This is a genomic window from Yoonia sediminilitoris, assembly GCF_003058085.1.
In the GTDB taxonomy this organism is placed as follows: domain Bacteria; phylum Pseudomonadota; class Alphaproteobacteria; order Rhodobacterales; family Rhodobacteraceae; genus Yoonia; species Yoonia sediminilitoris.
Genome location: NZ_QBUD01000001.1, coordinates 888,112 through 901,227 on the forward strand (window position 1 = coordinate 888,112; position 13,116 = coordinate 901,227).

The following is a 13,116-nucleotide window of genomic DNA, read 5'->3' on the forward strand; positions in this document are numbered from 1 at the left end:
CTTTAGAGTTGCACGATATTGATCGGATCACCTGCGGCGCGGGCGGGGTCGTCTATTGGTCGCACTGCCAGACAGTTTGCGTCGGCCAAAACCGACAAAAGAGCGCTGTCTTGACGATCAAAGATCGTGACACCTTCGGGTCCGGCATGCGCGCGCATGTAATGTTCGCGCGGGCCGTTCGGGCCAACGGGCGCGGCGAGCGTCGCAGTAAGACGCGGTGCCGATTGGGCCCCCAGACCCAGCATCTTGCGCAGGACGGGGGCCACAAAAATGTGTCCGCAGACCATCGCTGACACGGGGTTTCCGGGCAGCCCTATCATCATCGCATCTGCCAGACGTCCCGCCATCAGCGGTTTTCCCGGGCGCATGGCGATTTTGTAGAATGACCTTTCCATCCCTTGCGCCATGGCGACTTGCCCAACCAGATCATGGTCGCCGACAGACGCCCCCCCGATGGTCACAATCAGATCGGCGCCTTTGGCCAGATCAAAGGCTAGTTCCAGTGCGGGCACAGTGTCGCGCGCGATCGGCAGCAGCCGGGGATGGCCTCCCAATTGGCGGACCAACGCAGCCAGCCCATAGGAGTTGGAGGCGATAATCTGGTCAGGGCCCGGTGTTTCGCCGGGTTGCACCAGTTCATCGCCGGTAGCGATGATTGCGACCTGCGGTTGGCGTGTCACAGGCACAGTCGCGATGTTCATCGCCGCCAGAAGTGCCACGTCTGAAGGGCTGAGCGCGCGCGGGGCCTTGATCATGTCGCCTGCATTGAAGTCTGCACCAGCGGGGCGGACGTAAGGGTTGCTGTCCAGAGTTCCATTCAGGATGATTGCGTCACCATCGCGCGTGACGTCTTCTTGAATAACGACATGGTTGGTGCCTGCGGGCAGGGGCGCACCGGTAAAGATACGCACCGCCTCGCAATTGCCAACAGTCTTTTCAAATCTGTGTCCCGCTGCTGCCTCACCGATCACGGCAAAGCGTGCACCGGGGGCGACATCAGCGCCATCAACCGCATAGCCATCCATGGCAGAGGCGGCAAAGGGCGGTTGCTGCCTGCGGGCTTGTACATCTTCGGCCAGGATGCGGCCTGCGGCATCAATCAAAGCCACCTCTTCGCTGCCAAGCGGGCTGGCAAGCGCAAAAAGCTGCCCGAGGGCTTCATCGACGGTGATCATTTATTTTCGAACCGACCGCTTTTGCCACCGTCTTTGAAGGTCAGGCGGATCGCGCCGATTTCCATGTCTTTCTGGACGGCCTTTACCATGTCATAGACGGTTAGCGCGGCTGTACTGACGGCGGTCAGCGCTTCCATCTCGACGCCGGTCTGGCCGCCGGTCTTGACGGTTGCGGTGATCCGCACGCCGGGCAGGGCGGTATCAGGGGTCAGGTCGATGGCAACCTTTGTGATCGGCAGCGGGTGACACAGGGGGATCAGATCGGCGGTTTTCTTGGCCCCCATGATCCCGGCGATGCGGGCGATGCCCAGAACATCCCCCTTTTTGGCGGTGCCTTGGGTGATCAGGCCCAGCGTCTGTGGAGTCATCTTGATAAAGCCTTCGGCAACGGCCACACGGGCTGTCACCGGCTTGTCGGACACATCGACCATATGCGCCTGACCTGTTTCGTCAAAGTGGGTCAGATCAGACATTACATGCCCCCCTGTGGTGGGTTGGCGATCAGTTTGCGGGTGGCTTCTTCGACGTCGTCCTGACGCATCAGGCTTTCGCCGATCAGAAAAGTGCGCGCGCCATAGCGGGCCATCTCGGCCAGATCTTCGGGCGTGTTCAGCCCGCTTTCGCAAACAATCGTGCGATCAGCGGGGACGAGTTTGGACAAGGTGCGGGTCGTGTCCAGTGTCGTCTCGAATGTCTTGAGGTTGCGGTTGTTGATCCCCATTAGCGGCGATTTCAGCATCGTTGCGCGCTCAAGTTCCTCGGCGTCATGTACCTCAAGCAAGACGTCCATGCCCCAGCCGAATGCGGCGTCTTCAAGCTCTTGCGCCTGTGCATCGCTGACAGAGGCCATGATGATCAGGATGCAGTCTGCATTCAGGGCGCGACTCTCTGCGATCTGATATGTGTCATACATGAAATCCTTGCGCAGTGCCGGCAGGTCGCAGGCAGCGCGGGCAGCGACCAGATAGCTGTCATCCCCTTGGAAGGATGGCCCGTCTGTCAGGACGGAAAGGCAACTTGCGCCGCCGTTCTCATAGGCCTTGGCCAGCGCGGGCGGGTCAAAATCGGCGCGGATCAATCCTTTGGATGGGCTGGCTTTCTTGATTTCGGCGATCAGACCATAGCCTTCGCGCGCATCCTGGAGCAGGCGGTCGCGAAAGCCGCGGGTGGGGCTGGCGTCTTTTGCGCGGTCTTCGATTTCGGCCAGCGGGATGGCTGCCTTGCGGGCTGCCACGTCCTCCAGCTTATAGTTTTTGATCTTTTCAAGTATGTCGGTCATGCGCCTGCCCAGTCTATTGGCCGTTCGCCCTGATCAATAAGCCACTGGTTCACCTTTGAAAATGGGCGCGAGCCGAAAAATCCGCGGTGGGCCGACAATGGTGACGGGTGCGGGGATCGGAGTACAAGATGTCGCGTATCCAGTTGGTTGGAGTAGGCCTGCGCGGGCGCGCCCCACAACAAGAACGCGCGTGGTCGGTCCGACAGGTGCGCCAGAACCTCGCTGACAAGGGCCGACCACCCCAGCTTTGCGTGGGCTTTGGGTGCATGCGGCGGCACGGTCAGGGCTGTGTTGAGCAGCAGCACACCGCCGTCTGCCCAGTCCTGCAAAGATGTGCGGCGGCGGGCAACGCCCAGATCACTTTCCAATTCCTTGAGAATATTGCCGAGACTATCGAGCCTGCCGCCAAACGCGTCAGGAATGGAAAATGCCAACCCATCTGCCTTCCCGGGGGTGTGATACGGGTCTTGTCCCAGAATGACGGCGCGGACATCCTGAGGCTGGGTGCATTCGAGCGCCCTGAACGTCAGGACCGGCGGCGGCAGAAAGGGGCCGTCAAGCCCGGCGGCAATTCGTTCAAGGGGCTGACCAAAGAACGGCAGTTCAGACCATGCACCAAGCCGCGAAAGGTCGAATGTCTCAGGCATTTCGCCGAAAAATAGAGGCACCACCCTTGATCAGGAATACCGCAATTCCGATCAGAAGCAGGATAATGCCGCCCGTCAGCCGATTTTGCGCCCGTCCTGCCAATTGGCCGGGATAAATCTCGTGCAGGTCGGGGCTTTCCTCGCTCACGGTCACTTCGAACGTCGACCCGCTTTCCACGACCCTGTAAAGGGGCACCGGAACCGACCGTTCGAACGTGTAGTCCTGATCATTCAGCACAAAGTCATACCTGATCCGGTGGCTGTCATCGGGGCTTTCGCCGGGCACAATCCATTTTTGCGAGACCGTTGAAATGGTTCGCACGCCGGTTTCACGCAATTGTGCCGCCTCGACCAACTGCTGATAGGATGTATAGGCCAGCCATGTTCCCATCCCCGCCGCTGCCAGCGAAACGATGAGGTAAAGCGCACGTTGAAGGGTCATGGGGTTGTGCTTTCCTGTGAAATTCGGGCGAGTGTTTGCAGCTTCTCTTTGGCCTGCCCGCTGTCGATACTGTCACGCGCCAACGCAACGCCCTCTTCCAGATCAGTTGCCTTGCCCGCGATCAGCAACGCGGCGGCACTATTAAGCAACACAGCATCGCGGTAGGCACTGTGTTCACCGTCAAGCAAGGCCGCGAATGCCTTGGCGTTATCTTCAGGTGTGCCCCCGATGATCGACTCGAAAGGGTGAACGGGCAGCTTGGCGGCCTCCGGGTGAATTTCAAATTCGGTGACTTCACCATCCGCAAGGGCTGCGACCCACGTCACCCCCGTGATTGTCATCTCGTCGGTGCCGTCAGAGCCGTGGACAAGCCAGGCGGCTTCGGATCCAAGGGCATGCAGCGTCTCGGCCATGGGGCGAATAAGATCGCGGCTGAACACACCCGTTAGCTGCCGCTTGACACCTGCGGGATTGGTCAACGGCCCCAAGATGTTAAAGATGGTTCTTGTGCCAAGTTCAGCGCGCACCGGCATCACATGTTTCGTGGCAGGGTGGTGCATCGGGGCCATCATGAAGCCGATGTTGGCTTCCGCAAGGGCGCGTTCGATGGTTTCAGGGCCGACCATCACGTTGATCCCCATCTGGGTTTGCACATCCGCCGTGCCTGACTTGGACGACAGGTTGCGGTTGCCGTGCTTGGCCACCGTCACGCCTGCGCCCGCCACCACAAAAGCGGTCGCCGTCGAGATATTGAGCGTGTGTTTGCCATCGCCGCCGGTGCCGACAATATCCATCGCACCCGCGGGCGCATTCACCGGCACGCATTTCGCGCGCATCACAGCGGCAGCGGCGGCGTATTCGTCAACAGATTCACCGCGCGTGCGCAGCGCCATCAGCAAACCGCCGATCTGGGCGGGGGTTGCTTCGCCTTCAAACAGAATCTCGAACGCTTGCCGCGCCTCTGCCGGGTCAAGCGGCCGGTCCGCTGCCGCATTGATAAGGGCTTTCAGCGCATCACTCATGCTGGCACCTTTGTCATTTTCAAGAAATTATCCAGCAACTTGTGCCCATGTGCCGAGGCGATGCTTTCGGGGTGGAACTGCACGCCGTGGATCGGCAGTTCTTTGTGCTGCATGCCCATGATCGTGCCATCTTCAAGCTCTGCGGTGATGTCAAGGCAATCGGGCAGGCTGGACCGCTCGACGATCAGCGAATGATAGCGGGTGGCCTCGAACGGGGAGGGGATGTCACGGAACAGACCCTTTTGGCTGTGGTGCATCTGGCCCATTTTGCCATGCACGATCTCATGACAGCGCACGACCTTGCCGCCGAATGCCTCGCCAATGGCCTGATGACCCAGACAGACCCCCATCAATGGCAGCTTGGCTTCTGCTGCCGCGTGGACCAGCGACAGGCAAATGCCAGCCTGAGCCGGATCACAGGGCCCCGGTGACAGCAAAATGGCCTCTGGGCGCATGGCCATCGCTTCCTGGACATTCAACGCGTCGTTGCGCCTGACGACCACATCTGCACCAAGCTCACCAAGGTAATGCACAAGATTATAAGTGAAACTATCGTAGTTATCGATCAACAACAGCATTGAGAAATCCCGCGTAGTTTGAATTAGGGGCTACCGTCCAGCGGACCGCTGACAGTATAAGTTCGGGTATACATGGGCTGCAACGCTGGTTAGCGTCAAGGGACTAGGTGCCGGAACCCGGCCAAAAGAAGAAGGTGAGCAGAATGCGTGGAACTGTAGCAGGCGGGCTTTGGGGCTTGGTCATTGGCGGTTTTGCATTGGCCATAACATCGCAATTGGCCGCACCGCCTGCGCGTGAGCCGGCACTGGGTGATGACCCAGACAGCCTACGGGCGCTAGAAACCGCCGCCCCCGCAACCACAGAGACACCTGTAGACGCGGCACCCGCCCCTGATGCACAGGCCCAAACAGAGGTGCCGTCGGCAGCAGCGCCCGACCAGACCGATGAGGTTGCGGTCACAGAAGAACAGCCCGCGGTCGCGGAACAGACATCTGACACCATCGCGCCCGTCGACACACCTGCAGCAGAACCCGAGGCTGAGGAAACGGTCGCAGAGGCGCCGGACAGCGCAGTCGAACAAGCACCGGCGGAATTGCCTGCCGCTGCACAGGCGCAGATTGATCCGGCCCCGGCAGAGCAGGCGATTGCTACGCCCCAAGAGGAGGCCCTGCCTGTTGAAGAGACGCCCTTGGAAACAGAGGTGGTGCCAGAGCCGCCTGCCGCCGTGCCGGACGTCGCGGACGATCCGGTGCAAAGCGAAGCCCGAATAGAGGCAGTTGAGCCGCAGATCGCGACCGAACCGGATGAGCCGGTTGCGCCGGACGTGACCGCAAGCCCGCCGCAGGTTGCGCTGGCCGAGGACGAGACGATCATCGCACCGCAGACGCCAGCGCCGGCACCGGTCATGAATGCACCGAACCAACAGGTGACAGAGGTAGACCCGCCACAGGACGACGCATCACCGGCAACAACCCAGCCAACGCCGTCGGACACAGACGCCAATATCGCCGAAGCCAGCCCCACGCTTGATGTGCCCTCAGAGGGGGTGGAGCGCGCGCCTGAGGCCAATCGGGATCTGGCCGCACAAATCGTAGATGATGACACATTACCAGCGCCAGAGGTCTTGGCACGGGCGCCGATCATTGTCGACGAACAGGCCCGTGACGAAACCGCGCCAGCGCCGGACACCTCAGCAAGAGTACGGGTCAATCGGCCCGGTGTAACCCCGACCCCTGCCGCACCACTGGACTCGACAGAAGAGACAGCTGACGGTGCGTCTGATCAGGCCCCCCCGATCGAGCGGTTCGCCACGCCGTTTGAAAACGCAGATGCACTTCCTTTGCTGACCGTCGTTCTGGTCGATGCGGGCGATATCGGTGTCACCGCCGAAAAAGTGGCCGCACTCGATTTTCCGGTCACCGTCGTGATCGACCCGCTTGGGGCAGACGCAGCCAGCCGGATGCAAAGTTACCGCGCAAAGGGGATCGAGGTCGGGTTGCAGGCGCAACTGCCGGAAGGGGCGACCCCATCTGATGTTGAAGTGGCGTTTGAAGCAGCCTTTCGCACCGTGCCCGAAGCCGTCTTGCTTTTCTCTGACGGGCAGGACGGCATTCAGTCTGACCGCAACGTTACAGCGCAGGTCATGCAGGTTCTGGCGTCAGAAGGGCGCGGGCTGATTGCGGTGCAACAAGGCTTGGGCAATACCTTGCGCGCCGCAGGGCAAGCGAATGTACCCGCTGCCGAGGTCGCACGCGATCTGGACGGGCAGGGACAGGACCAACGGGCCGTGAATCGCGCGTTGGAGCAAGCCGCATTCCGTGCCCGCCAAACAGGCGACGCCGTCTTGCTGGCCCGGATGAGTGTGGATACGCTTGATGCGCTTGCTGCTTGGGCTGCGCGCAACCGCAGCGATCAGTACAAACTGGCACCGGCTTCGGCGATCTTGTTGGAACGCTAGAGCGTTACAATGCATTTCCCGATGGGCTGTGACTCAGTTTTTTCTCGCAACGCTGTAGATCGCGCGTTCAGTTTCCGGAGCCCTGAAACATCTTGGCATCAGCGGCGGCCTTGCGGATCGCGTTGGATTTATGCACGGTTTCTTGATACTCGGCCTCTGGATCGCTGTCATAGACGACGCCGCCACCAGCTTGAATATAAAGCTTTTCGTCCTTTAGCACGGCTGTGCGCAGGGCGATGCACATATCCATATCTCCATTGGCACTGAAATAGCCGCAGCCACCGCCATAGACGCCACGCTTTTCCGGTTCAAGTTCGTCAATGATTTCCATGGCGCGGACTTTGGGCGCACCTGACACGGTGCCCGCAGGCATCCCTGCAAAAAATGCGCTCAGGGCGTCCTGATCGTCGGCCAATTCGCCAACGACATTGGATACGATATGCATGACGTGGCTGTAGCGTTCGACGATGAATTGTTCGGTCGGGTGCACGGTGCCTATCTTGCTGACCTTGCCGGTGTCGTTCCGGCCCAGATCAAGCAACATCAGATGTTCGGCCAGTTCTTTTTTGTCAGCCATCAGGTCAAGCTCATTGGCCTTGTCTTCCTGCGGTGTTGCGCCGCGCGGGCGGGTGCCTGCGATCGGCCTGATCGTCACCTCAGACCCAAATACACGCACAAGGATTTCCGGGCTTGCCCCGATCACCTGAAAGCCACCGAAGTTGAAATAGAACATGAAAGGCGATGGGTTGGTGCGCCGCAAGGAGCGGTAAAGCGTGAAGGGAGGTTCGCGGAATTCCTGTGTCCAGCGTTGCGAGGGGACGACCTGAAAGATGTCACCGGAACGAATATATTCTTTCGCCTTTTCAACGGCCTGCAAATAACCTTCATGGCTGAAGTTTGACTGCGGCGGGGCCACTGGGGCGGGGTCGGACAGGGCCCGGCTGGCGTCTGGCACAGGGCGTTCCAGCGCGCGTTGGGCGTCCATCACCCGTTCGGCGGCCTGCGCATAGGCGGCGCGGGCAGAAAGTTCCCCGTTCACATAGGCAGGAGCCACAAGAATCACATCGCCCTTCACTCCGTCCAGAACAGCCACGACCGACGGGCGTAACATCACCGCATCAGGCAGGCCCAGCGGGTCGGGGTTCACGTCCGGGAGCCGTTCGACCAGCCGAATCATATCATAGCCCAAATAGCCAAACAGGCCCGCAGATGCAGCGGGCAGGTCGGCGGGCAGGTCGATGCGGGATTCGGCAATCAAAGCCCGCAGCGCGGTCAGCGGATCATCCGCCATGTCGACCCATGACTGATCGTCAAAACGCGCGCTGCGGTTGACCCGCGATGTGGTCCCCCGACATTCCCAAATCAGGTCGGGATTCATGCCGATGATGGAATAGCGCCCGCGCACTTCTCCGCCGGTGACGCTTTCAAGCATAAACGCGTTCTTGCCAGCGCCTGACAGCCGCAACATCAGTGAAACAGGCGTGTCCAGATCGGCGGCAATACGGGTATAGACAACCTGATTCTTGCCCGCGTCATAGGCGCGGGCGAAGCTATCATAATCGGGCAATAACGCCATGCGGCACCTACTGGAATTGGGCGTTTACCGCATTGACGGTGGCCTGGTTGATGTTCAGTTCCGTCTGCGCCTGAAGTGATGCTGCATAGGCTTCAAAGATATTCTGCGCGATGCCTTGGGACGCATCTTGTGCCAGCTGCGCCTTTTGGGCGACATTGGTTTCGTCCGCCATATCAGGCGGTGCAATCGCATCAAGACGGACAATGACGGCGCCATCGTCACCGGGCAAAACGCGCACGTCGCCAACAGCCATCTCAAAAATGGTATCGTTGAAATCGGCGGGGGCGCCCGCGACAAAGCTGCGGCGGGTCAGGCTTTCTTCGACCGTAGGGGTCAGGCCCAAGGTATCGAATCCGGTCAGCGGCAAGATGGATGCCGCAATCCCGTCAGCCAGCGCGATCACAGCCTCTTGGCGGGCCTGGTCCTGCCATCCGGCTATGACCTCTGCGCGGACATCCTCCAAAGGCTGCACCGCAGGCGGTGTAACGCCATCGACACGCAGCGCAAAGATACCACCATCGGCAAGGTCGATGACTTCGGGAAATTCGCCTTCGCTGACCGAAGCGGCCGCATTGCGAAAGGCCTCATAAGCGGCGATACCGTCGGTCCGCGCGTCGGTCCATGCGATTGTGCCAAGCTGCATGTCGGTGCGCTCTGCCAAGTCTTCCAGTCTGGCACCACCGGCCAGCAGGTCAATGACCTGATCGACACCGTCATTGATCACGTCACGCGCCGCATTGGCGGCCAGTTCTTCGCGCAGGTCATCGGCGGCGTCCTCAAGCGGCGTTTCAGAGGCCGCAAGCACCGCGTTCATCCTGAACAAAGCTTGTCCAAGCCCTGCATCAAAGGGGCCGACGACATCGCCGGACCGGGCCGCAAAAACCGCATCTCCTGCTGCGCCAAGTTCATCCCTGGACACATCGCCAAGGTCGATATCAGACAGGCTGAGACCGCGTGCGACGACGAGATCCTCGAATGTTGCCTCACCGGCATTCAGGCTGGCAATCGCCGCATCGGCTTGCGCCTGATCCAGATAAACCAGCCGCTCGACCAGACGGCGTTCAGGCTGCACAAATTCGCTGATGCGATCATTGTAAAGCTGTTCGATTGCGGCATCATTCACATTCATCTGGTCCTGAATCATGTCAGGGGTCAGCCACGCATAGGTGATGTCGCGGCTCTCAGGCAGGGTGAAGTCATCGGGGTTGGCGTCATAATACGCCTGAAGCTCTGCATCGGTCGGGGCAGGGATCGCGGTGGTCAGCGCCTCTGGCCCGACGGCGGCCCATGTGACACTGCGCTGTTCGCCAATATACTGGATCAGATTGTCGGCATAGGCGTCGGCCGTGGGCACGCCGCCAACAATTGCGGCTTGGAGCAGATTGCGAGCCACATCTTCGCGCAGGGTGGTTTCGAATTCAGCCTCGGATTGGCCGCTTTGCTGCAATGCCAGCCGGTAGGTTTCGCGGTTGAAGCCGCTGCCACCCTGGAAATCGGGAATTTGGCGCAACCGGTCAAGAACGGTCTCATCGCCGACGGAAATACCCAATGCGCTGGCTTCATTGTCCAGTGTGCGTGTCAGGATCACCTGTTGAAGTGCTGCCTGATCCAGCCCAAAGGCCTGCGCCTGCTGCATTGAAATCGGCGTTCCAAACTGCTGGGACAGCATCCTGATCTGGTTTTGCAGCGTGCGCTGGTAGGCTGTGACGCTGATTTCCTTGTCACCGACCGTGCCAATGGACCGCACATTGCCGGAAAAGCCGTTTGTGCCGAACCCGGCCAATCCAACCAAAAGCAGGATCACAATGAACCATAGTCCGTACCGTTTGCCCTGTTTCTTTGCCATGCTCTGGAACCCGCCCGTTATTCAATTCTTGCCCGTTTGGCTGGAGCATGAATAAGGGCGGGGGCAGGCAGGTGCAAGGGTCAGGGCGCGACCTTTGACAGCCTTTCGAACAGGGTCTGTACGCCAGCGCGATCGATGTTGGCAAAGGCGATGCGCAACTGGCTTTCGCCTGCGGTCAGTTCCTTTGGCATGAACATCGTGCCGGGCAGCAAAAGCACGCCCGCTTCTTTCACCAGCAATGGCGCAAGTTCCGCTGAAGACAGTGCAAGCGGGTGCCTGACGTAGGCAAAATAGGCGCCGCAGCCCAAAAGCTGCCATCCCTTGTCTGCCAACAAATGGAAATGGTCGCCAATGGCAGCGCGCCGGTCGAGAATTTCATCGCGTTCACCGGCCAGCCATTGCTTGAGGTTCTGCATCCCCCACAAAGCCGCATGCTGGCCAAGCTGATTTGGGCAAATGGCCACGGTGTCGAGGAACTTCTCGATCTCGGCCAATCGCTGCGGGCTTGTCATGACCGCACCCACCCGGTGCCCGGTCAGGCGGTAAGCCTTTGAAAAAGAATAAAGATGGATCAGCGTGTCATCCCATGCAGCATCGCTGAACAGATCATGCGGTGCGCCCGTCCGGCTGTCGAAATCGCGGTAGGTTTCATCAACGATCAGGGCAATGCCATTTGCGCGGGCCAAGTCGCGAAAGGCGCTCAGCAGTGCGGCCGGGTATTCGACCCCACACGGATTGTTCGGGCTGACAAGTGCAATCGCGCGCGTGCGCGGCGTGATCAGCCGGGCTGCGGCGTCGACGTCTGGCAACATGTCTGCCCCGACCATAAGCGGGACCGTTTTGACACCGGACATGTCCAGCCACATGCGGTGATTGAAGTAGTAGGGGACCGGTAGAACCACTTCATCGCCCTCGGCGCAAAGGGTCGCGATCGTTGCGGCAAATGCTTGATTGCAGCCCGATGTGATCGCAACCTGTTCGGAGCTGATGGTGCCAGCGTAATCGGCCGACCATTGCTGCGCCAGTTCGGCACGCAGAGCAGGCAGCCCCAGAACCGGACCATAAAGATGCGCTGCAGGTTCGTTCACGATGACATCGGCCATATAGGCGCGCATGTTTGTGGGCGGTGGGTCAACGGGGGCCGCCTGACTGACGTTCAAAAGCGGGCGGTCGGCTGGCTGGGTGACGCCGTCAAGCCAGCGGCGTGCCTCCATCACTGGTGGCGAGAATGTTGTCTTGGTGCGTGGCTGTGTCATGCTGTTTCCAAAAGGGGCGGCTGCGCCGCACGACATGTTTTGGGGCGGTCAGTCTTTGCCCCGATAGGGTTCGACATATTGCAGGGCCATGTCCCACGGGAAAAATATCCAGGTGTCCTGACTGACTTCGGTTATGAAGGTGTCCACCATCGGCCGCCCCTTGGGCTTGGCATAGACTGTCGCAAAATGCGCTTTCGGAAAAAGCGTGCGGACCAGTTCCAGTGTTTTCCCGCTGTCGACCAGATCATCAATAATCAAAATGCCGGTGCCATCGCCCATCAGGTCCGGATCGGGTGCCTTGAGCACTTTTGCATCGGACTGGTCCTGATGGTCGTAACTTTTGACGCTGATCGTATCGACTGTACGTATGTCCAGTTCGCGCGCGGCAATCATGGCGGGCGCCATGCCGCCACGCGTGATCGCCACGACAGCCCGCCATGCGCCATCATCCGGGCCGTGGCCATCCAGATGCCATGCCAGCGCGCGGCTGTCGCGATGGATCTGGTCCCAGCTGATATGAAAACCTTTTTCGTGAGGAAGACGATCAGTCATGGAGCGGTCCTATTCCTTGGTGATGTCAGGGGCATCAACAGCTTTCATGCCCACAACATGATAGCCGGCATCCACATGATGCACTTCGCCAGTGACCGCACTGCCAAGATCAGACAGCAGATAAAGTGCTGATTTGCCGACCTCGTCCTGTGTCACGGTGCGCCGCAACGGCGAGTTGTATTCGTTCCATTTCATGATCAGGCGGAAGTCACCAATGCCCGATGCGGCAAGGGTCTTGATCGTGCCGGCACTGATGGCATTGACGCGGATGTTCTTTTTGCCAAGGTCCTCTGCCAGATATCTGACGGACGCCTCAAGGGCTGCCTTTGCGACGCCCATGACGTTGTAGTGTGGCATCACTTTTTCGGCGCCGTAATATGTGAGCGTCAAACAGGACCCGCCTTCGGTCATCATCTTTTCGGCCCGCTGCACAACTGCGGTGAAGGAATAGACAGAAATATCCATCGACATCTGGAAATTCGCCCGACTGGTATCGACGTAACGCCCGCGCAACTCGCCTTTGTCAGAAAAACCAATGGCATGCACGATAAAGTCCAACTTGCCCCAACGCTCGGCCAGCGCCTCAAACAGTGCGTCAATGGAGGCCTCGTCGCCCACATCGCAGGGTAAGACGATGTCGGACCCGACCGACTGCGCCAGCGGGTCTACCCGCTTTTTCAATGCATCACCCTGGTAGGAAAACGCAAGCTCGGCACCTGCTTCGGCGCAGGCCTTTGCAATCCCCCACGCGATTGATTTGTCATTGGCCAAGCCCATGATCAGGCCACGCTTGCCCTGCATCAGATCCGTCTTCATTTCAGATGTCCTTCATCTCGATCCACGCC

13 protein-coding genes are annotated in these 13,116 nt (G+C 59.7%); 1 reads left to right on the top strand and 12 read right to left on the bottom strand.

Translation table 11 applies throughout. From position 1 onward, the window contains the following. Positions 1-2: 2 nt before the first annotated feature. The 7 genes from C8N45_RS04365 to C8N45_RS04395 are packed head-to-tail and all read right to left on the bottom strand — an operon-like array spanning position 3 to position 5,143. Entirely contained in the window at positions 3-1,175 is a 1,173-nt protein-coding gene (locus C8N45_RS04365) for a molybdopterin molybdotransferase MoeA (protein WP_108384934.1), read from the bottom strand. After that, a complete protein-coding gene (moaC, locus tag C8N45_RS04370; protein ID WP_108384935.1) occupies positions 1,172-1,648 on the bottom strand; it encodes a cyclic pyranopterin monophosphate synthase MoaC in 477 nt (158 codons plus the stop codon). The genes C8N45_RS04365 and moaC overlap by 4 nt, the downstream gene beginning before the upstream one ends. Beyond that, complete coding sequence (gene trpC / locus C8N45_RS04375) at positions 1,648-2,454, bottom strand: indole-3-glycerol phosphate synthase TrpC (RefSeq protein ID WP_108384936.1); 807 nt, start codon at positions 2,452-2,454, stop codon at positions 1,648-1,650. The genes moaC and trpC overlap by 1 nt, the downstream gene beginning before the upstream one ends. Then, a complete protein-coding gene (locus C8N45_RS04380) occupies positions 2,451-3,101 on the bottom strand; it encodes a uracil-DNA glycosylase (RefSeq protein WP_108384937.1) in 651 nt (216 codons plus the stop codon). Before C8N45_RS04380 ends, trpC begins: the two co-directional genes overlap by 4 nt. Then, on the bottom strand, positions 3,094-3,543 hold the full coding sequence (locus tag C8N45_RS04385; protein WP_108384938.1) for a hypothetical protein: 450 nt from the start codon (positions 3,541-3,543) through the stop codon (positions 3,094-3,096). The genes C8N45_RS04380 and C8N45_RS04385 overlap by 8 nt, the downstream gene beginning before the upstream one ends. Continuing rightward, complete coding sequence (trpD, locus tag C8N45_RS04390) at positions 3,540-4,565, bottom strand: anthranilate phosphoribosyltransferase (protein ID WP_108384939.1); 1,026 nt, start codon at positions 4,563-4,565, stop codon at positions 3,540-3,542. The genes C8N45_RS04385 and trpD overlap by 4 nt, the downstream gene beginning before the upstream one ends. Then, positions 4,562-5,143: an anthranilate synthase component II gene (locus C8N45_RS04395; protein ID WP_108384940.1), complete on the bottom strand. Its 582-nt coding sequence runs from the start codon at positions 5,141-5,143 to the stop codon at positions 4,562-4,564. Before C8N45_RS04395 ends, trpD begins: the two co-directional genes overlap by 4 nt. Before the next feature lie 143 nt (positions 5,144-5,286). Here C8N45_RS04395 and C8N45_RS04400 point away from each other — a divergent pair, with 143 nt between their 5' ends. Then, entirely contained in the window at positions 5,287-7,041 is a 1,755-nt protein-coding gene (locus C8N45_RS04400; protein ID WP_114427810.1) for a divergent polysaccharide deacetylase family protein, read from the top strand. 67 nt (positions 7,042-7,108) lie between these two features. Here the strand turns inward: C8N45_RS04400 and trpE are convergent, their stop codons facing one another. The 5 genes from trpE to fabI form a co-directional block, all read right to left on the bottom strand. Then, on the bottom strand, positions 7,109-8,617 hold the full coding sequence (gene trpE / locus C8N45_RS04405) for an anthranilate synthase component I (protein WP_108384942.1): 1,509 nt from the start codon (positions 8,615-8,617) through the stop codon (positions 7,109-7,111). 7 nt (positions 8,618-8,624) lie between these two features. Then, entirely contained in the window at positions 8,625-10,463 is a 1,839-nt protein-coding gene (locus tag C8N45_RS04410; RefSeq protein ID WP_108384943.1) for a peptidyl-prolyl cis-trans isomerase, read from the bottom strand. 80 nt (positions 10,464-10,543) lie between these two features. Beyond that, a complete protein-coding gene (locus C8N45_RS04415; RefSeq protein ID WP_108384944.1) occupies positions 10,544-11,719 on the bottom strand; it encodes an aminotransferase in 1,176 nt (391 codons plus the stop codon). A gap of 48 nt (positions 11,720-11,767) precedes the next feature. After that, entirely contained in the window at positions 11,768-12,271 is a 504-nt protein-coding gene (gpt, locus tag C8N45_RS04420; protein WP_108384945.1) for a xanthine phosphoribosyltransferase, read from the bottom strand. A gap of 9 nt (positions 12,272-12,280) precedes the next feature. Continuing rightward, positions 12,281-13,087 (bottom strand): enoyl-ACP reductase FabI, encoded by an 807-nt coding sequence (gene fabI / locus C8N45_RS04425; RefSeq protein WP_108384946.1) that lies wholly within the window; start codon positions 13,085-13,087, stop codon positions 12,281-12,283. Between the last annotated feature and the right edge of the window lie 29 nt (positions 13,088-13,116).

Excerpts from the sequence above, each read along its gene's own strand:
- C8N45_RS04410 (WP_108384943.1), bottom strand. The coding sequence starts at position 10,463 with ATGGCAAAGAAACAGGGCAAACGGTACGGACTATGGTTCATTGTGATC.
- C8N45_RS04400 (WP_114427810.1), top strand. The coding sequence starts at position 5,287 with ATGCGTGGAACTGTAGCAGGCGGGCTTTGGGGCTTGGTCATTGGCGGT.
- trpD (WP_108384939.1), bottom strand. The coding sequence starts at position 4,565 with ATGAGTGATGCGCTGAAAGCCCTTATCAATGCGGCAGCGGACCGGCCG.
- C8N45_RS04395 (WP_108384940.1), bottom strand. The coding sequence starts at position 5,143 with ATGCTGTTGTTGATCGATAACTACGATAGTTTCACTTATAATCTTGTG.
- C8N45_RS04380 (WP_108384937.1), bottom strand. The coding sequence starts at position 3,101 with ATGCCTGAGACATTCGACCTTTCGCGGCTTGGTGCATGGTCTGAACTG.
- moaC (WP_108384935.1), bottom strand. The coding sequence starts at position 1,648 with ATGTCTGATCTGACCCACTTTGACGAAACAGGTCAGGCGCATATGGTC.
- fabI (WP_108384946.1), bottom strand. The coding sequence starts at position 13,087 with ATGAAGACGGATCTGATGCAGGGCAAGCGTGGCCTGATCATGGGCTTG.
- trpE (WP_108384942.1), bottom strand. The coding sequence starts at position 8,617 with ATGGCGTTATTGCCCGATTATGATAGCTTCGCCCGCGCCTATGACGCG.
- gpt (WP_108384945.1), bottom strand. The coding sequence starts at position 12,271 with ATGACTGATCGTCTTCCTCACGAAAAAGGTTTTCATATCAGCTGGGAC.
- C8N45_RS04365 (WP_108384934.1), bottom strand. The coding sequence starts at position 1,175 with ATGATCACCGTCGATGAAGCCCTCGGGCAGCTTTTTGCGCTTGCCAGC.
- C8N45_RS04385 (WP_108384938.1), bottom strand. The coding sequence starts at position 3,543 with ATGACCCTTCAACGTGCGCTTTACCTCATCGTTTCGCTGGCAGCGGCG.
- C8N45_RS04415 (WP_108384944.1), bottom strand. The coding sequence starts at position 11,719 with ATGACACAGCCACGCACCAAGACAACATTCTCGCCACCAGTGATGGAG.
- trpC (WP_108384936.1), bottom strand. The coding sequence starts at position 2,454 with ATGACCGACATACTTGAAAAGATCAAAAACTATAAGCTGGAGGACGTG.